This is a genomic window from Glycomyces sp. NPDC050141, assembly GCF_055586545.1.
The window spans coordinates 1-19,512 of the sequence record NZ_JBVJHZ010000063.1 but is presented as its reverse complement, the minus strand read 5'-3'; the positions used below and the strand labels follow the sequence as shown (position 1 = coordinate 19,512).

Below are 19,512 nucleotides of genomic sequence, written 5' to 3'. Positions count from 1 at the left end.
CCCCCCCCCCCCCCCCCCCCCCCCCCCCCCCCCCCCCCCCCCCCCCCCCCCCCCCCCCCCCCCCCCCCCCCCCCCCCCCCCCCCCCCCCCGCTGCGGGTCCTGGTTTCCGGTCGTTCCCCGCTGCGGTCCGCCGTGCCCCGCCGCCTCGGCAGGGCCCGGAGCCGTCCGCTCAGGCGACTGCCTCCGGGTCCGCCGCCGGTTGCGCGAACTGGGCCTCGTAGAGGCGGGCGTAGGCGCCCCCTGAGGCGAGGAGTTCGTCGTGGTCGCCCTGCTCGACGACGCGGCCGTGCTCCATCACCACGATCACGTCCGCGTCGCGGATGGTCGAGAGGCGGTGGGCGATCACGAAGCTCGTGCGGCCCTGCCGCAGCGCGACCATGCCCTGCTGCACCAGCATCTCGGTGCGGGTGTCGACCGAGCTCGTGGCCTCGTCGAGGATCAGGATCGACGGGTCGATCAGGAACGCCCGCGCGATCGTCACCAGCTGCCGCTCACCAGCGCTCAGGCTGCCCTCCTCGGCGCCCACCACCGTGTCGTACCCGTCCGGGAGCGTCCGGATGAAGTGGTCCGCGTGCGCCGCCGAAGCGGCCGCCACGACCTCCTCGCGGGTCGCCTCCGGCCTGCCGTAGGCGATGTTCTCCGCGATCGTGCCGTCGAACAGCCACGTGTCCTGCAGGACCATGCCGATGCGCCGCCGCATCCGCTCCCGCTCGACCGTGGAGACGTCGACGCCGTCCACGGTGATCCGGCCCGCGTCCAGGTCGTAGAAGCGCATCAGCAGGTTGACCAGCGTGGTCTTCCCCGCGCCCGTCGGGCCGACGATCGCCACGGTCTGGCCCGGCTCGGCGGAGAGCCACAGGTGCTCGATGAGCGGCTCGTCCTCCAGGTACCGGAACGAGACGTCCTCGAACGCGACCTTCCCCTGCACCGTGTCGAGCGCGGTGTCGACACGGGGCGGATCGGGCTGCTGCTCTTCGGCATCGAGGAACTCGAACACGCGCTCGCCCGACGCGACCGCCGACTGGACCTGGCCGAACATGCCCGCGAGCATGTTCAACGGGTTCGAGAACTGCCCGGTGTACTGGATGAACGCCTGGATCTGCCCGAACGTGAGCACCGCCGCGGCCACCTGGAGCCCGCCGACCACCGCCACGAGCACGTACGTGACCGACCCGAGGAACGCCATCGCCGGGCCGAGCAGGCCCGCCACCCATTGGGCGCGCACCGTGTTCTCGTACAGCTCCTCGTTCTGGGCCTTGAACCGGGCCGCGCCCTGGGCCTGGCGGCCGAAGAGGGTCACGAGCTGGTGCCCGGTGATCATCTCCTCCACATGCCCGTTGAGCTTCCCGGTCGTCGCCCACTGCTTCGCGAACCGCGGCTGGCTGCGCTTGCCGATCACCCGCGCCGCCAGCACCGTGAGCGGCATCGTCAGCAGCACCACGAGCGTGAGCAGCGGCGAGATCGTGAGCATCATGACCGGCACGCCGATGAGGAACAGCAGGCCCTGCACGATCCGCTGGGTCACCTGCCCCACCGTCTGCGTCAGGTTGTCGATGTCATTGGTGACCCGCGACAGCACCTCGCCCCGCGAACGGGAGTCGAAGTACCGCAACGGGAGCGCTGAGATCTTCCGGTCCGCCTCCGCGCGCAGCTCGAACGCCATCTCCTGCGCGAGCTTCGCGATCGTGCGGCCGTTGAGGACGGTGATGCCGAAGGTCGCCAGGGAGAGGACCACGGCGACGCCGAGCATCCCCGCGAGCGCCGCGTAGTCCATGCCGCCCGAGGCCACACCGTCGATCACGAGGTCCGTCGCGCGACCGAGCACGGTGGGGATCGAGAGCATCCCGGCGACCATGAGGACGCCGAAGCCGACCACCGAGCCCAGCCGCAGCGGGTTGCGCCGCAGCAGTTCCAGGATGCGGCTGACGGTGCCGCGGAAGTCCTCGGCCTTGCTGGTGCCGGGCGCGCCGCCCGGCCTGCCCATCATGCTCACAGCGCCTCCTGAAGGGTGAGTTGGGAGTTGACGATCTCGGCGTATACGGCGTTGCCCGCCAGCAGCTCCTCGTGGGTGCCGGTGCCCGCCACGCGCCCGGCGTCGAGCACGACGATCCGGTCGGCGTCGCGGATGGTCGAGACCCGCTGGGCCACGATCACCTGCGCGGCGTCGGCGATGTCCCGGGCGAGCGCGGCCCGCAGCGCCGCGTCGGTGGCGGTGTCGAGCGCGGAGAACGAGTCGTCGAAGAGGTAGACCTTGGGGCGCGCCACCAGGGTCCGGGCGATGGCGAGCCGCTGGCGCTGGCCGCCGGAGACAGTGGTGCCGCCCTGGCCGATGACGGTGTCGAGCCCGTCGGGCATGGCGCGCACGAACGCGGCGGCCTGCGCGGTCTCGAGTGCGCGCCAGAGGTCCTCGTCGCTCGCGTCCGGGTCGCCGTAGCGGAGGTTGGAGGCGACGGTGCCGGAGAACAGGTACGCGCGCTGGGGGACGAGCCCGATGGTGCGGGCGATGAGGGCCCGGTCCATCTCGCGGACGTCGACGCCGTCTACGCGGATCGCGCCCGAGTCCACATCGAACAGGCGGGGGATGAGGTGGAGCAGGGTGGTCTTGCCCGCGCCGGTGGAGCCGATGACGGCGGTGGTCTGGCCGGGCCGGGCGACGAGGTCGACGTCGCGGAGGACGGCCTCTTCGGCTCCGGCGTACCGGAAGGTCACGCCCTTGAGTTCGAGCTCGCCGAGCCCGGCGAGCTCGGTGACGGGTTCGGCCGGGTCGGCGATGCTCGGCACGGTGTCGAGGACCTCGCGGATGCGTCCGGCGGCGACCTTGGCGCGCGGGGCCATCATGAACACGCCCATCGACATCATGACCGCGCCGAGGATCATCCCGGCGTAGGTGAGGAACGCGATGAGGTCGCCGATCTGCATGGTGCCGTTGGCGATGCGGCCCGCGCCGAGCCAGACGATGGCGATCGAGGTGAGGTTGCTGAACCCCATCGCGGTGGCGCCGAAGAAGGCCTGGACGCGGCCGACCTTGAGTGAGGCCGCGGTGAGCTCGGCGTTCGCCTCGTTGAAGCGGCGCTGCTCGTGGCCGTCGCGGACGAACGCGCGGATGACGCGGATGCCGGTGATGTGCTCGCGCATGACCCGGTTGATGTCGTCGATGCGCCGCTGCATGACGCGGCTGGCGGGGATCATCGCGACGACGATGAAGTAGATGACGACGGCGACCACGGGGATGGCGGCCAGGAGCACGCCGGTCATGGGCACGTCGAGGCCCACCGCGAGGGCGAGGCCGCCGATCGCGGCGATGGGCGCGGTGAGCAGCATCGTGAGCGCCATGACGAGCATGGTCACGACCTGCGTGATGTCGTTGGTGGCGCGGGTGATGAGCGAGGGCGCGCCGAAGCGCTCCATCTCGGCGGAGGAGAAGCGCTGGACCTGCGCGAAGAGGTCGGCGCGGAGGTCCCGGCCGAGGGCCATCGCGGTCTTGGCGCCGAAGTAGACGGCGAAGCCGGACGCGGCGATCTGCACGAGGGTGACCGCGAGCATGACCGCGCCGTGGCGCAGCACGTACGCGGTGTCGCCGGTGGCGACGCCCTGGTTGACGAGGTCGGCGTTGAGGGTCGGCACGTAGAGGGACGCGACGGTGCCGACGATCTGGAGCACGACGGTGAGGGCGAGGTTGCGGCGGTGCGGGCGCAGGTACTCGGCGAGGAGCCGGACGATCGAGCCCTCCGGCGAGGACTCTTCGTCCGGGGCCTTCCGGGCCGAGGGTGCGGGTGGTGTTCCTGTCATGTGCTCGAGGATAGCAGTAGAATTTGACCGGGTACAAGTTTTTTCCTGGTTCAGATTTTGATCTGGTATAGTAAAAGGGTGGAGCACAAGGCGGGACTGCGCGAGCGCAAGAAGAACGCGACCTGGGAGCTGTTGCGGAAGACCGCACTCGACCTGTTCGAGGCCAGCGGGTTCGAGGACGTGTCGGTCGCCGAGATCGCGGCCGCCGCCGACGTCTCCAAGGCCACGGTCTTCAACTACTTCCCGACGAAGGAAGACCTCGTCATCGGCGGCATGAAGCACCACACCGGCGACGCCGCCCGGATCGTGCGCGAGCGCCCCAAGGGCACCACCCCGCATGAGGCCCTGTGCGGCCACTACCTCCACCTGCTGGAGCGCCGCACCCCCCAGGTGGGCCTGAGCGACAACGGGGTGTTCCTGCGGGTGCAGCGCCTGCTCGTGGCGACGCCTTCGCTGCTCATCAAGGCCATGGACTACCGCCGCCAGTCGGCGGTACTGCTCGCCGAAGCGCTCATGGAGGAGGGGCACGCCCCGCTCACCTCGCGCCTGGTCGCCTCCCAGCTGCTGCACACCCAGCACCTCCTCGTCGAGGTCAACGTGCGGGGGCTGCTGGAAGGCGAGCCGATCGACGAGCTCCACTCCAGGGCCGTGTCCGCCGCGAAGCACGCCTTCGGGCTGCTCGAACACGGCATCGGCGACCTCATGCGCCGCGACACGGAGCCGCCCGCGCCCGACGCCTCGTACGGCCACGACGGCTGCCGCACCGAGTACCACCATCACCACGCGGAGTCCGAAGTCGAGGACGCCGCCGCGAAGGTCCTCGCCGAGCCCGTCGACGACATGCTGCAGACCCTCGCCAACCCCGACCGGCGCTAGGCCTGAACTAGACGCGCGCTGCAACACCCGTTACGCCAGTGGTGCACGGTGATTAAACTGGGGCCTATGTCCTCACTCGACCACCTCGTCCTCGCCACGCCGGACCTCGCCGCCACCGTCGCGGAGGTCACCCGCCTGACCGGGACCCGACCGGTCCCCGGGGGCGTCCACCCGGGCCTGGGCACCAGGAACTTCCTGCTCGGCCTCGGCGAAGGCGGCTACCTCGAGATCATCGGCCCCGACCCCGAGCAGGGCACCCCGGAAGGCCCGCGCCCCTTCGGGATCGACGGCCTCACCGAGGCCCGCATCGCGACCTGGGCCGTCCGCGTCGAAGGCATCGACGCCGCCGTCGCGGCCTCCCGCCAGGCCGGGTACGACCCGGGCGAGGCCCGCGCCATGTCCCGCCAGACCCCCGCCGGGGACCAGCTCAACTGGAAGCTCACGCTCGACGCCGAACGCGGCCGGACCGGGCTCGTCCCGTTCCTCATCGACTGGGGGCAGACCGCGCACCCGTCGGCGAACCTGCCGGTCGTGCCGCTCGTCGGCCTCGAAGGCGTACACCCGCACCCCGAGCGGATCGAACCGCACCTCGCGGCCGTCGGCGCGAAACTCCCCGTCAAAGCCGGGAACCGGCCCTCACTGGCCGCCACGCTCTTCGGCGAGACCGGACTCGTCGTCCTCCACTAGGGAACGAAAAAGGCCGCTCCCGCAGCGTGAGTCGCAGCGGGAGCGGCCTTGCGCGCTCTAGCCCTGGTCCGAAGGCGGCTCGCCCGAAGGCATCTCGCCGCCCGGCGCCCCGCCGCCGCCACCGGAAGGCGCGGCCCCGCCGCCGCCCGCCTCAGTGGACGTGTCGACGCCGACCGGCAGCGATACCGTGTAGCCGCTGTTCACGTCGCCGCTCACCGTGGCCAGCTGGGAGGCCCCGCCGTCGTCGCTGAACACGTTGTCCGAGTCCAGCGAGACCTGGCTGAGGTTCGTCACCGAGTTCTCGTACCCTTCGGCGTCGTTGTAGACCGTCTCGCACACGTCCTGCGGCAGCGCCACCTGCGACGTCGCGATCGCGTTCGCCGAGTCGGTGATCGACGCCTCGTCCGGGTACACCTCGAAGTGGATGTGCGGCCAGCGGCCCGAGTAGCAGGCCGGGAAGATGCTCGTGAACGTCACGACGCCGTCGGCGTCGGCGATCTGCACGCCCCGCAGGTAGTTCTCGTTCTCCAGGCCCTCGGAGTACATCGAGTACTCGCCGTCCCGGTCGCAGTGCCACACGTACACCGCGACGCCTTCGAAGCGCGCGTTGCCGTTCGCCATGTCGTAGATCGTGAGCTCCAGCGTCATCGGCACGCCCTCGGCGACGGCGCTGCCGGTGCCGAAGCTCGACGTGATGTCGCTGCGCACGACGCCGCTCTGCTCGAGTACGTCCGCGCCGTTCGAGCCGTCGCCCGGGTACGGGCCCGCCGTCTCCTCCGGGATCTCGGTCAGGTCCGTGGCGTCGGCCGCCGCGCTGGTCGTGGAGTCCGAGCTCGTGCCGTCCGACGACGTGCCGCACGCCGCGAGGCCCAGCGCCGCCGCCACGCCGCCGCCCGCGAAGAGCACGCCGCGGCGGCTCAGCAGCGTCCCGATGTCGAATTGGAGGCCCTGGTCGACCAGTTCCTCGTCCGGCTTCGCATAGGGCCGGCCCTCGTACGTCAACGTCTCCTGCTGCTGCTTCGCGCTCACCGTTTCACACCTCTCTGGCAGTTCGTTCCCCAGATTCTGCGGGCACAAGCCATCAGGCCACTGGGAGACTTGTCAGAGAAACATCGGAAAAATGGGGCACACGCGTCGCGAGGTCAGCCGCGCTTGCTCCGCGCGCCCGGGAAATCGGACACGAACGACCAGCCGAGGTGTTCGTAGAGGGCGCGGCCGTCGTCGCTGCCGACGAGGAGGCCGAAGCGCATGCCCTGCGCGTAGGCGCTGCCCGACAGCGCCTTCATCATGAGCGAGCCGAGGCCGCGGCGCTGGTGGACAGGGGCGGTGACGACCTTGTCGAAGACGCCGAACCCGCCGTCGCGGCCGAGCCGCGCGGAGGCGGCGAGGTCGCCGTTGGAGTGGAACACGCGAGCCACCGTGAGCGGGCCTACGGTCTCCAGCGCGAGCCGGTAGTCCTCGGGGACCGCGTACGCGGGCTGGGTGAACTGGACGGTCATGAGGTGGCCGCCCTCGTCCAGCGTCCAGGTCGACGGCACGATCGAGGCCAGCAGCGCGGAGGGCCCGGCGATCATGACCTGGTTGCCGGGCGCGTCGAGGCGTTCGGCGGCAGCGGCGAGGGATTCGGGCGTGTACGTGTGGAAGACCTCTCGCACCTCGGTGCTGGGCGGGCCGACGGCGACCCGGAAGCCGCCTTCGACCGGCTCGGGCTGCGCGGTGGTCCGCGAGTGGGCGCGGCCGCGGCCCCAGGTCATGACGAGGTCGGGAAGGGTGTGGCCGGTGGGCGTGGTGGACATGGGGGCTCCTTCTCGCGGGGTACTGCCCTGACTCTATTGCAAGTATCTTGCAATAAGCAACCTGGGGTGCGCGAGTGTGGCGGAGGGAATTGTCGGTGGCGGCGCGTACGCTCGGGGCGGTTCGCGCGAGGGGAGTGCACAGTGAGCGACGCGGTGGCAGGCGAGACCGACGGCCTGATGCGGTGCCCTTGGGGCACAACGCCCGAGGTCTACCGGGACTACCACGACCAGGAGTGGGGGCGGCCGATCCGCGGCGACGACGCCCTGTTCGAGCGGGTCAGCCTGGAGGCCTTCCAGTCCGGCCTGTCGTGGCTGGTGATCCTGCGCAAGCGCGAGGCCTTCCGCAAAGCCTTCGCGGGCTTCGCGATCGCGAAGGTCGCCGCGTTCACCGAGGCCGACACCCAACGGCTGCTTGAAGATGAAGGCATCGTGCGCAACCGCATGAAGATCGAGGCCACGATCGCGAACGCCAAGGCCGCCGCCGCGCTCGCCGGTACCGCTGACGGTGGCCTCAGCGACCTCGTGTGGTCGTTCGCGCCCGAGCCGCGCGAGCGCCCCAAGCGCATCGCCGACGTCCCCGCCGTCACCGAGGAGTCGACCGCGCTGTCGAAGGCGCTCAAGAAGCGCGGCTTCAAGTTCGTCGGGCCCACCACCGCCTACGCGATGATGCAGGCCATCGGCATGGTCGACGACCACCTCGCCGACTGCCATGTGCCGGAACGCTGAAGGCCCGGAGGCGCCGTCCGGGCCCGCAGCGTTCGTCAGCCGATCGCGACCGTGTCCGTCGCCGCCACACCGTTGACGGTGGCGGTCAGTTCGACGGTGCCCTTGCGCCAAGCCTTGAGCTCGAGCGTTGCCGGGTCGAACCAGGCGTCGTAGCGCCACCACGCGAGCGGGCCGGGCGGCCGCTCCCCGATGTAGACGTTCGAGCCCGACCACGCGACGCCCATCGGGTAGACCACTGGGATCTGCGTACCGCCTTGGGCCAGTTCGGCTTCGACGGTGACTGTCGCGCCGGGCGCGAGGTCCGGGGCGGTCAGGATCAGCTCGTCCACCTGGGGGTGGACCTGCGCGGCGAGCCATTCCCCGCTCGAGGCGCCGAGGCCGAACTCCGTCCAGCCGATGAACCCGCCCTCCTCGGGCGTGCTCGAAGGGGCCTTCCCGGAGTTGCCGTTCACCCAGTACGACACGCCGTCCACGCGGGACGCGTCGAAGTACCCGGTGTGCGCGCCGATGTAGACCGCCTCTTTGCCGCTGCCGGTCTCGAACGCGGTGAGCCACTGCTCGACCACCTCGGCCTCGAGCCGGTCGCCGAGCTGGCTCGCCTGCTGCGGGCTCTTGTCGTTCACCGGGACGTGCGCGACGACCGCGACCGAGTCGATGGCCGGGTCGGCGGCGGCCGCGTCGAGGGCGTCGCGCAGCATGCGGATCTGCTCCCAGCCGCCCTTCCCGATCGTCAGCCCCGAGGTGTCGAGCGTGACGAACCTCGTGCCGCCCCGGTCGAACACCTGGTGGGCGGGGCCGAACACCGCCGACCAGTCCGAGACCTTGCAGCCCATGGCCTCATGGTTGCCCGGCACGTACACCCACTCGAGTTCGCCGCCGAGCTCCTCGTCGAGGATCTGCTTCGCCAGCGCCAGGTCGTCGCTCTCGCATTCGTCGACGAGGTCGCCGTTGACGAGCAGGAACTCGGCGTCGGAGTCCTTGATCTCGCGGAGCGTGCGGCGGGCGGAGGCGACGATGGCGCTGTCGGGATTCTCGGCGACGAACTGGGCGTCCGACATGACCGCGAACGTCCAGTCCGCGCCGTCGAGGTCCCCGGCGACCATCGGGTCCGGCGCGGGCTCGTTGCGCGGTATCGCGACTTCCGGTGCGGTGTAGGCGACGAGGTCGCTGATGTGGACCGAGCCCTGGTAGGAGGCGGTCGCGCGGGTCTCGGCGACGTAGAAGCGGTACACCGAGACGGGGTAGGCCACGCCTGCCGGGACGTCGAACTCGAGCTGGGTCCAGCCCGGTTCGGTGAGGTAGGCGCCGCGGAGCACGACGTCGGTGCCGTTGGCGTCCTTGAGGTGCAGTGACGGCCACTCGCCGTCGCCTTCGGCGTTGACCCACATGCTGAAGCGCTGCGGCTGGCCCGTGACGGGGATGTTCGCTGGCGGCCGGGCGTAGGCGGCGCGGGTCGCGGTGGACTGGGTGAAGTCGTAGGCGAGGGCGAGGCCCGCGCCGTCGTGGCCTTCTGCGGGTGCCATGGACCCGGTGGCGCGGGCGGTCGAGAACGTCCACTGTGCGGCGTCGGTGAAGTCGGCGACCGTGTGCGCTTCGAGGCCGACGGTGACGGCGAGCGCGGTGGCGTGCCCGTTCACGTCGAGGTCGACGGTGCCGGAGCCCGCGGCTTTCGCGGTGACGGTGAAGCCGCCCAGGCCGTCCGGTTCGATCGCGAACAACTCCTCGTCGTACGCGAGGCCGACGTCGCCGGGGTCGATGGGCGCGGTGAAGCCCTGCGCGTCGGCGCCGATGAGCTGGAACGACGCGGTCGCCCCGATGTCGGCGATGGACACGAGCCGCCGGGACGGTTCGAGCGCGGCGAGCGGTCCGAGGACCTGGAGCTCGGTCGAGCCTTCCGCGCCGCCGTCCTTCGCGGTCACGGTGGCGGTGCCGGAGCGGTTGCGGGCGTGGAAGACCGCGTCGTCGTCGACCCAGCCGAGCCGGGAGGGCGAGGTCTGCAGGTGCGGGTCGGCGTCGGCGGGCCCGTACGCGTCGTCATAGGCCGCCACCGAGAGCGGCCGGGTCAGGCCGGGGAAGACGCGGTCGAAGTCGCCGCTTTCGATCGCGCCGGGTATGAAGGGCGCCTGCGGGGCGAGCGCGAACCCGGCCGGGTCGCCGTCGCCTGCGGGGACGGTGAACGCGAGGCCGTTGCCGACGGCGCGTTCGGTCGTGTCGGAGGGGCTGTTGACGGTGACGAGGCCGCTGGTGCCGGGGGCGCGGGCGATGAGGGTGGAGGAGCCGCCGCCGTCGAGGTTGAGGGCGCTGTGGGCGCCCATCGCGAGGAGCTGTTCGGCGGTCTCTTCGAGGGTGTACCCGCCGCTGGCGGCCTGGCGGCCGTCAACGGTGAGGACGTACAGGTGGGTGCCGTCTGCGGAGACGCCGACGGCGGTGCGCGGGTGTCGGGCCTGGTCGGCGTGGTCGACGACCTGGCCGTCCTGGATGAGGAGCTGGCGGCCGGAGACGGCGGTCTCGGGCATGTCGTCTTGGGGGACGGCGGCGTACTCGACCGCGACTTCGTCGCCGACCTGGAGCTGCGCGAGGGCCTGCGCTCCGGCCTCGCGGCCGAACAGCACGGTCGTGTCGTCGGCGATCGCACCTGCTTGCGGCGCATCGGTAACGGCGGTGACCTTGCCTTCGACGATGTGGACTTCAGTAAGCGCGGTCGCGCCGTCGGCGACGCGGGCGCGGCTCGCGTCGCCCCAGTCGGCGTTGTACACGCCGATGCGATCGGCAGGCAGTGCGGTGGTGTTGAGGCCGTGGAGCGCGAGGTCGCCGGTCGGGCCGGTCGCGGTGCCGGTGAAGCCGATCGACTGGATCGCGGCGGTGCCGTCGGCGTTGATGCCGATGACGTTGGACGATCCGGTGGCGGCCGATTTGACGAGTTCGCCGTCGGCGACGGCGACGCCTTCGGCGCCGCCGGTGTCGTTGATGTCGAAGAAGTCGGCGTTGAAGGCGAGGACCGCGCCTTCGAGGCCGTCAAGCTGTGCGCGGACCGGCTCGGCCGCCGCGACCCGGCCGGGGGAGAGGTACTCGGCCTGCGTCCCCGCGGTGAGGTCGATCGTGGCCGCGTCGCCTCTGATCCAGCCCTGGTCCTCCCAGCGGTCGAAGGACTCGAGGGCGATGCCGGGAGCGATAGGGGTTGCGTCGGCGGCGATGTCGATGGCGTCGCCGTCGGTCGCCTGGGCGTTCGCGGGCGGGGCGGTGAGCGTCGCGGCGAGGACGGCCGCGGCGATCCAGGGGGTCGTGCGCACGATGGGACCTGGCCTTCGGGAGTGCGGTGCAGGGTCCTCCACAATCTCCCATGAAAATCAGCTACACGGGTAGTGCGGCGAATGAAAATAATCGCCGAATTCTGCGCGAACCGCTCCTCACGCGCGGGCGGGGCGGCGGTTGCAGTAGACGACGAACCCGCCGGTCGAGACGGCCAGGACGAGCACGGTGAACACGGCCGCGGCGCCGGACCCGAAGGCCGCCATGGCGAGCGGTGCCGCGCAGATCAGCAGCCCCCACCAGGCCCGGTTCGCCAGCGCGCACAGCGCCAGGCACACCGCGAGCGAGCCGCACAGGAGCCAGCGGTGCAGGTCCGGCAGCGGGTCGGTCGCGTGCTCGGCGGCGGTGCCGAGGCCGAACGCGATGAGGGTGATCGAGACGGCGACGACCAGGTGCGCGGGGAGCAGCACGCGCGGCTGCGTCTCGTTCTCCTCGTCGAAGCCGTACCGGAAGTTCAGCCACCACAGTCCGATGAGGAGCCCGAACCCTGCGAGGCCGATCCCGATCTGGCTCCATCCCCATTCGACCCCGCCCATCGCGGTCACCACCTGGAGCACGGCCTCGCCGAGGACGATGATGATGAACAGGCCGAGGCGCTCGCCCAGGTGCGCGCCGTGCGTCGACTCCAGTTCCAGTGCGGGCCTGGGGTTGCGGCGGCGATCGGCGTGGCGGTTCATGCGGGCCTGGAACTCCTGCATCCGCTCCGGGTCGTTCATGTCGGCGACCATGCCCGAGGCGAGCGTCAGCACGACGCCGAGCGCCCACAGGCCCAGGAGGACCCACGGCCGGTCGGCGAACCAGAACGCGATGATGAACGGGAACAGGCCCGCGTTGCGCTGCACCGCGGACCAGCCGAGCACGATCTTCCCGGTCCGGTTGATCCCCTGGGACGCGACGCCGCTGGTGTAGATGTAGGCCGCGCCGAACACGGCCGCGTGCGCGCCGGTCGCCTCGGGGATCGCGGCGGCCATCGCCGCGAGGCCGAGCATCCCCAGCAGCATCGTCCTGGTGCGGGTCTTGTCCGAGGCGACGTTGGCGTACACCGTGAACGAGCTCCACACGAGCCAGATCGCGGCGTAGAGGATGAAGAACGCGGCCACGTGCTCGCCGTCGGGGTGCTCCAGCAGGTGCGTGAGCTGGGCGACGGCAGCGACGACGACGAGGTCGAAGAAGAGTTCGAGCCAGGTCGCGTGGCGGGGTGAGGTCATCTTCGCGGTCACGAACGGACAACCTACTCCCCGCCGCTCAGGCGGCGGGACTCACCCGGCGGACGCGGTGGAGCCCCTGACGACCACGCGGCACTGGACGGTGTGGACGCCCTTGCCGTGCTCGTCGTCGATCGCCTCGAACAGGGCCCGCGCGGCGGCGCGGCCGAGCTCCTCGAGGTTCATGTCCACACTGGTCAGCTGCGGGCGCGCGCCGGTGGCGAGCACCTCCCAGTTGTCGAAGCCCATGACCGCCACGTCCTCGGGGACGCGCCGTCCCCGTTCGCGCAGCGTGTCGAGCACGCCCCGGGCGACCTGGTCCGAGCCGCACAGGACGGCGTCGACGTCGGGCTCGCGGTCGAGGAGCATCCCGGCCGCCGCGCGGCCCCAGCCCTCTTCCCAAGCGCCGTAAGCGACTTCGCCGACCAGCGAGAGCCCGGCCGCCTCGAGGGCCGCCTGCGCCCCTGCCGCGCGGTCGCGCGCGGCGCTGTAGTGGCGGTCGCCGCTGATGTGCGCGATCCGGGTGCGGCCGCACGCGACGAGGTGCTCGACGGCCATCCGGCCCGCGTTCACGTTGTCGGGCACGATCGAGAGGTCGTCGGGCGCCTCGGACGGCGCGTAGGCGTACACGACCGGCACGTCCACCGCGTCGGCCAGCGGCGGGCGCGGATCGGTCGAGGAGCCCACCACGATGAGCCCGTCCACGCGGCGGCTGAGCAGGGCCTGCACGTGGTGTCGCTCGCGGATCGCGTCGCCGCGCGCGTCGCACAGGAACACCGAGACCTGTCCCGCCCCGAACGCGTCCTCCGCGCCCATGAGGATCGGGAGGCTGAAGCGGCCCACCAGGTCCGAGGTGAGGAGCCCGACGGTGCCCGTGCGCCCGGCCAGGAGCCCGCGTGCGAGCGAGTTGGGGGAGAACGAGAGCTGCGCGGCGGCCTCCAGGACGCGCTCGCGGGTCTGGGCGTGCACATGGTTGCGGCCGTTGAGCGCCTTGGAGGCCGTGGCCACCGAGACGCCGGCCAGGCGCGCCACATCGGACAGTGTGGCGGCGCGGGTGCCGCGCGATGCGGGGGTTCGGGCCACTCGTCCTCCTTCGTCCGGAGCCCGGTCCGGTCCGCCGTGGCGGCGGCCGGATTTTCCTCCGGGCTGGCTCGACTGTAGCCGACCGGCCGAAACTTTGCCGAACCGGCTTTCGGGCAAGGGTTCCGATTGAATTCATGGCAATCAATGCATTGACATCGCTGTGGCCTGACCCATAGCATCGGTGGCGACGCAAACACCGAAAAGGTTTTCGGATCTTTCGGCGCCCCGGCACACCCCGCATCCTTCCCGGAGGCACGCAATGGTGCATCGCCCCACGTCCACCCGACTCCTCGCCACCGCCGCATCCCTCGCCCTCGCTTCCGGCCTCGTGGTCGCCGCGGGCGGGTCCGCGGCGGCCCAGCAGACGATCGGCTACCCCGAGTTCACCGGCGGCGACGCCGTCCCGCCCGAACCGGTCGCCTACGACATCGACGGCATGATGCCCGCGATGTTCGAGGCCGAAGCCGACGGCACCGACTTCTGGATGGACCGCCTCCTCGCCCGCGAGGGCGCGGACCCGGCTGGCGACCAGTGGCTCATGACCCGCGGCCGCGCGCTCCTCATGCGCGCCCACGACCCCGACGTGATCGGCTTCGGCGGCCAGCTCGCCTACTACGACCCGTTCTTCGACCGGGCCTCGAACACCGACGGTTTCACCATCGACATCGGCGGCACCGGCTTCACCGAGGCCGTCGACCAGCGCCGCCAGACCCCCAGCCACTGGACCAGCGTCCACGAGGGCGGCGACCTCCAGGTCGAAGTGCAGAAGTTCATCACCGACAACAACGTCGCCGTCGCCAACGTGACCGTGACCAACGACGGCTCGGCGGCGACAGTGCCCGTCCGCGTCGACTCCGACTTCGCCTGGCAGGCCTCCGGGGACGAACTCACCGGCGTGCTCGACGTCCAGAACTCCCGCGGCGAGCGCCTCACCACCGTCTTCCCGCGCCTCTCCGGCACCGGCCTCGCCCCCTCCGAAGGCTCCCTCACCGGCGAACTCGAACTCGCCCAAGGCGAATCGGCCACGTTCAAAGTCCAGCTCGGCATGGTCGCCACCGAGATCCCCGAGTCGGCCGCCGAGTACGAGTCCTACAAGTCGGCCGCTCCCGCGGACGCCTTCGCCACCCACGTGCGGACCTACAACCAGTGGTGGGCGGACAACGTCCCCTACTTCGACGTCCCCGACGAGGCGCACAAGAAGTTCATCTACTACCGCTGGTGGCTGATGCGCTACAACTACGTCGACGCGAACATCCCGGGCAACGACTTCCAGTTCCCCACCTCCATCGAAGGCGTCCTCGGCTACAACAACGCCATCGCCCTCACCGTCCCCATGTTCATCGACGACCTCAAGTACCTGCGCGACCCCGCCTACTCCTACGGCCCCTGGGTCTCCACCGGCGAGTCCTCCAAGGGCGGCCGGTTCATGGACAACCCCGGCGACCCCGAGAACTGGTCGAACTCGTACACCCAGTACATCGCCGAGGCCGCCTGGCGCTCCTACCAGATCCACGGCGGCCCTGAAGACATCGTCGAGAACCTCGCCCGCTACGCCGAAGGCGACGTGAAGGGCCAGCTGGAGACGTTCGACTCCAACGACAACTACCTCATCGAGTACGACTGGGGCGCGATGACCGGCAACGACGCCGACGCCGTGTCCTTCCACTGGCGGGACGGCGACCTCGACCGCGCCGAGTCCGCGTACCAGTACTCCGGCGCGATGGCCGCCGCCGAAGCCTACGAGCTCATCGGCGACACCGCGAAGGCCGACGAGATGCGCACCCTCGCCGAGAACATCCAGGCCGCCCTCACCGACGTCCTGTGGAACCCCGAGACGCAGCTGTTCGAGCACGTCCACGTCGAGTCCGGCGACCACGTCCCGTGGAAGGAGATCAACAACTACTACCCGTTCTCCGTGGGCGCCATCCCGAACGAGCCCAAGTACACCGACGCGCTGCGCCTCTTCGAGGACCCGGCCCAGTACCCGGTCTTCCCGTTCTACACCGCCAACCAGGCCGACAAGGCCGAGGCCGCCGAGCAGGGCAACCCCGGCTCGAACAACTTCTCGCAGATCAACTCCACGGTCCAGTTCCGCCTGTTCTCCTCGGCGATCCGCGACTACGACCAGGACTCCATCACCGAAGAGGACTACAAGAAGCTCCTGTACTGGAACGCCTGGTCCACCTTCATCGGCGGCGACACGGCCTGGCCCGACTCCAACGAGTTCTGGGCCGACTGGAACGCCGGCTCAGCGTCGATCGACTACCGCTCCTGGATTCACCACACCACCCTCGGCTCCAGCATCTGGACCTACGTCGAGGACGTGGCGGGCCTGCGCCCCCGCACCGACGACAAGCTCGAGCTCTCGCCTATCGACATCGGCTGGGACCACTTCACCGTCAACGACCTCCGCTACCGCGACTCCGACCTGAGCATCGTCTGGGACAAGCCCGGCGACGGCAAGCGCCACTACGGCGACATCCCCGAGGGCTACTCCGTCTACATCGACGGCAAGCGCGCCTTCACCCTCGACAGCCTCGTCCCCGCCGTCTGGGACCCGAACACCGGCCGCGTGACCCTCGCCGACGGCGGCAAGGTCCTCAAGAGCAAGAAGATGAAGGACCTCTCCGCCCCCGAGGAGGTCGCACTCGACGGCCGCGTGGTCGACGTGTTCGCGAAGGCCGGCGCCGACCTCGAAGGCGACGCCGAGAACCTCGCCGAAGGGCAGACCGCGACCGCCTCGCACACCGCGAACGGCACCAGCACCGAAGGGGCCGTCAACGGCACCACCATCAACGCCCCCTACTGGTCCAGCGCCGGGTCCGGCAACGACTCCGACTGGTACGAAGTGGACCTCGGCGGCACCGTCGACATCGACGAGGCCCGGCTCTACTTCTACCGCGACCGCACAGTGGACGGCCTCGCCGAACCCGCTGTCTACCAGGTCCAGTACCACGACGGCACCGACTGGGTCACCGTCCAGAACCAGGCCAAGACCCCCGCGATCCCGCAGGCCAACTACAACCTCGTGCAGTTCCCGCAGGTCAGCACCGACCGCGTGCGCATCCTCATGGACCACCAGGACGGCCACGCCACCGGGCTCAAGGAAGTCCAGCTCTACGACAGCGGCCACGAAATCACCGCACCGGAGAACGTCGCCCCGTACGCCCTCGCCAGGCAGGACCTCCAGTTCCGCCAGCCGATGCAGGCCCGCCTCACCGGCACCGTGAAGGACGACGGCCTCCCGCTCAGCGGCGGCCTCACCTCCACATGGTCCATGGTGGACGGCCCAGGCGCGGTCGTCTTCGAAGACCCCGCCGCCTCGGCGACCGTCGCCACCTTCACCGAGCCGGGCACCTACACGCTCCAGCTCGCCGCCAGCGACGGCACTTCCGAAGCCACCTCCACCGTCCAGATCAACGTCGCCGAACCCGACACGCGCACCAACGCCGCCCTGTTCGCCACGCCCACAGGCTCCTACACCTCGCCGTGGGAGAACATCACCGCGATCAACGACGGCATCGACCCGCCCCGCTCCAACGACGGCGAGAACCCCCGCTGGGGCACCTGGCCCGAAGAAGGCGAGCAGTGGGTCCAGCTCGACTGGGCGAACCCCGTGCGGCTCAACGCCAGCGACATGTACTTCCTCGACGACGGCGGCGGCGTCCGCACCCCCGCCTCCTGGAAAATCCAGTACCGCGACGGCGACCAGTGGAAGGACGTCACCGGCGCCAGCGCCTACGGCACCGCCGCCGACCAGTACAACCAGGTCGCCTTCGACGCCGTCACCACCACCGGCCTCCGCGCGGTCCTCCAGAGCGGCGCCGCCAGCGTCGGCATCCTCGAATGGAAGGCCTTCGCCGAAGCGCCCGGGCAGGTCCGAACGGTCCATCAACCCACGATCGTCGGCAACGTCCCCGACCTCCCCGCCACGGTGACCTGCGTCTACGCCGACGGCACCCGGCTCGAGCAGCCCGTCGTCTGGCAGCAGATCACCCCCGAGGACCTCGACGAACCCGCCACCCACGTCGAAGTCGGCGGCCTCGTCACCGGCCTCGCCCTCCCCGCCACCGCCACCGTCCACGTCAGACTCCACGACCAGGTCGAGATCACCGCGCTCGAAGCGGAGGCGGTCACCACCACCGCCGGTCGGGCCCCGCAACTGCCGCCCACTGTCACCGCCGTCTACAACGACGGCTCGAAGGACAACGTCAGCACCACCGTCACCTGGGAGGCCGTCGATCCGGCCGACTACGCCCAGCCCGGCACCTTCACCGTCCAAGGCACGATCGCGGGCACCTCGCTCACGGCCGAAGCCCACGTCACCGTCATCAGCTGATCTCCACCCGGCATCTAGGAGACTTCCCATGCAGCCCACCACACTCAGACGAATGTTCGCCGCCGCACTGGCCGCGGCCCTGGCCTGGAGCCTGTTCCAGATCGCGACCCCCGCGCAGGCCCAGCAGGCCGTCAACGTGGCCCGCTCGGCGACCGCCTCCGCCTCCTACACCTCCTCGTGGGAGTCCGTGGCCGCGATCAACGACGGCATCGAGCCGCCCGGCTCGAACGACACCCAGAACCCGCGCTGGGGCACCTGGCCCCAGACCGGTTCGCAATGGGTGCAGCTGACCTGGGCCACCCCGGTCACGGTGTCCTCTTCGGACCTCTACTTCTTCGACGACTCGTTCAACTCCGGCCCCGGCGGCGTCCGCGTCCCGGCCAGCTGGCGCATCGAGTACCTGAACAACGGCGCGTGGACGCCCGTGAGCGGCGCCAGCGCCTACGGCGTGGCCGCGAACGCCTACAACCACACCGACTTCACCGCCGTCACCACCACCGCGCTGCGCGCGGTCCTCCAGAGCGGGGCCGCCTCCGTGGGCGTCCTCGAATGGAAGGTCTGGGGCCAGGGCTCGGCCACGCAGGCCGGCAACCCGATCGTCCGCAACATCTACACGGCCGACCCGGCCACCCTGGTCGTGGGCGACACGATGTACCTCTACTCCGGCCGCGACGAGGCCGCCGCCGGCCAGGAGGCCTTCGTGATGGACGAGTGGCAGGTGTTCTCCTCCAAGGCCCCCGACAACGACCCGGCCGCGTGGACCTCCCACGGCGCCAAGCTCTCCCTGTCCACGTTCGCGTGGGCCGGGGCCAACGCCTGGGCGTCCGAAGTGGTCCAGGGCCCGGACGGGCGCTACTACTGGTTCGTCTCCGTGGACGGCAACACCGACAGCGGCTGGATGAACATCGGCGTGGCGGTCTCGAACAGCCCGCTCGGCCCGTTCGTCGACGCGATCGGCGCCCCGCTCATCTCGGACTCGACCCCGAACTCCTCGGCGCTCAACATCGACCCGACGGTGTTCATCGACGACGACGGCCAGATCTACCTCTACTGGGGCTCGTACTGGCAGCCGCGCATGGCCAAGCTCAACCAGAACATGACGTCCCTCGCTGGGCCGGTCACGACCCCGACGGGCCTGACCGACTTCTGGGAGGCGCCGTGGATGTTCAAGCGCAACGGCACCTACTACATGGCGTACGCCTCCAACGGCGGCACGGGCTGCGTGACCAGCTCCGCCTACGCCTGCATCCGCTACGCGACCGCCTCGAACCCGGCCGGGCCGTGGACGCACCGCGGCGTGGTCCTCGGCCAGGTCACCTCGACCACGAACCACCCGGCGATCGAGCAGTTCAACGGCCAGTGGTGGATGGTCTACCACACCGCTGACGCGCCCGGCGGCGGCAACTTCCGCCGCTCGGTCGCCATCGACCCGCTCTACTTCAACGCCGACGGGACGATGCAGCAGGTCGTCCAGACCAGGGGAGCTTGATGAGACTCAATCGACGCAACGCACTCCGCTTGGGCGCCTTGGCGTCAGCGGCTCCCGCCGGGCTCCTCGCGAGCCCGGGGGGGGGGGGCCCCCCGGGGGGCCCCCCCCCCCTGGGCGTCCGCCCTTTTTGCCTCCGGGGAGGTGCGTTCGACGACTTGATTCTCCGGGGAGAGAGGGGGAGGAGGGTCGGCGCAGCGGAAGGGCGCACCCGC

General features: G+C 70.7%; 12 protein-coding genes. 5 read left to right on the top strand and 7 right to left on the bottom strand.

Annotated elements, in window-relative coordinates:
* Nucleotides 1-170: 170 nt before the first annotated feature.
* A complete protein-coding gene (locus ACZ60M_RS24485) occupies nt 171-1,988 on the bottom strand; it encodes an ABC transporter ATP-binding protein (RefSeq protein WP_465421704.1) in 1,818 nt (605 codons plus the stop codon).
* Nucleotides 1,989-1,990: 2 nt separating this feature from the next.
* Nucleotides 1,991-3,790, bottom strand: a complete 1,800-nt coding sequence (locus ACZ60M_RS24480) for an ABC transporter ATP-binding protein (RefSeq protein WP_465421702.1) — start codon at nt 3,788-3,790, stop codon at nt 1,991-1,993.
* 78 nt (nt 3,791-3,868) lie between these two features.
* On the opposite strand from ACZ60M_RS24480, the gene ACZ60M_RS24475 reads away from it, so the two are divergent.
* A complete protein-coding gene (locus ACZ60M_RS24475; RefSeq protein ID WP_465421701.1) occupies nt 3,869-4,666 on the top strand; it encodes a TetR/AcrR family transcriptional regulator in 798 nt (265 codons plus the stop codon).
* A gap of 66 nt (nt 4,667-4,732) precedes the next feature.
* Nucleotides 4,733-5,353, top strand: a complete 621-nt coding sequence (locus ACZ60M_RS24470) for a VOC family protein (protein WP_465421699.1) — start codon at nt 4,733-4,735, stop codon at nt 5,351-5,353.
* A 57-nt stretch (nt 5,354-5,410) separates the two neighbouring features.
* Here the strand turns inward: ACZ60M_RS24470 and ACZ60M_RS24465 are convergent, their stop codons facing one another.
* Entirely contained in the window at nt 5,411-6,382 is a 972-nt protein-coding gene (locus tag ACZ60M_RS24465; protein WP_465421697.1) for an intradiol ring-cleavage dioxygenase, read from the bottom strand.
* A gap of 113 nt (nt 6,383-6,495) precedes the next feature.
* Nucleotides 6,496-7,149 carry a GNAT family N-acetyltransferase gene (locus ACZ60M_RS24460; RefSeq protein WP_465421695.1) on the bottom strand — a complete coding sequence of 218 codons (654 nt, stop codon included), beginning with the start codon at nt 7,147-7,149 and terminating at the stop codon, nt 6,496-6,498.
* A gap of 177 nt (nt 7,150-7,326) precedes the next feature.
* Between ACZ60M_RS24460 and ACZ60M_RS24455 the strand changes: the two genes are divergently transcribed.
* The gene (locus ACZ60M_RS24455; protein WP_465421706.1) at nt 7,327-7,875 is read left to right on the top strand and encodes a DNA-3-methyladenine glycosylase I; all 549 of its coding nucleotides are present in this window, start codon (nt 7,327-7,329) and stop codon (nt 7,873-7,875) included.
* Nucleotides 7,876-7,910: 35 nt separating this feature from the next.
* Here the strand turns inward: ACZ60M_RS24455 and ACZ60M_RS24450 are convergent, their stop codons facing one another.
* From ACZ60M_RS24450 to ACZ60M_RS24440, 3 genes are all read right to left on the bottom strand, one after another.
* Nucleotides 7,911-11,165, bottom strand: a complete 3,255-nt coding sequence (locus ACZ60M_RS24450) for a phosphodiester glycosidase family protein (protein WP_465421693.1) — start codon at nt 11,163-11,165, stop codon at nt 7,911-7,913.
* A gap of 117 nt (nt 11,166-11,282) precedes the next feature.
* Complete coding sequence (locus tag ACZ60M_RS24445) at nt 11,283-12,404, bottom strand: low temperature requirement protein A (RefSeq protein WP_465421691.1); 1,122 nt, start codon at nt 12,402-12,404, stop codon at nt 11,283-11,285.
* 39 nt (nt 12,405-12,443) lie between these two features.
* Nucleotides 12,444-13,472, bottom strand: a complete 1,029-nt coding sequence (locus ACZ60M_RS24440; RefSeq protein ID WP_465421689.1) for a LacI family DNA-binding transcriptional regulator — start codon at nt 13,470-13,472, stop codon at nt 12,444-12,446.
* Between the two features lie 259 nt (nt 13,473-13,731).
* Here ACZ60M_RS24440 and ACZ60M_RS24435 point away from each other — a divergent pair, with 259 nt between their 5' ends.
* Complete coding sequence (locus ACZ60M_RS24435; RefSeq protein ID WP_465421687.1) at nt 13,732-17,811, top strand: Ig-like domain-containing protein; 4,080 nt, start codon at nt 13,732-13,734, stop codon at nt 17,809-17,811.
* 28 nt (nt 17,812-17,839) lie between these two features.
* Nucleotides 17,840-19,300 carry a family 43 glycosylhydrolase gene (locus ACZ60M_RS24430; protein ID WP_465421685.1) on the top strand — a complete coding sequence of 487 codons (1,461 nt, stop codon included), beginning with the start codon at nt 17,840-17,842 and terminating at the stop codon, nt 19,298-19,300.
* Nucleotides 19,301-19,512 lie beyond the last annotated feature (212 nt).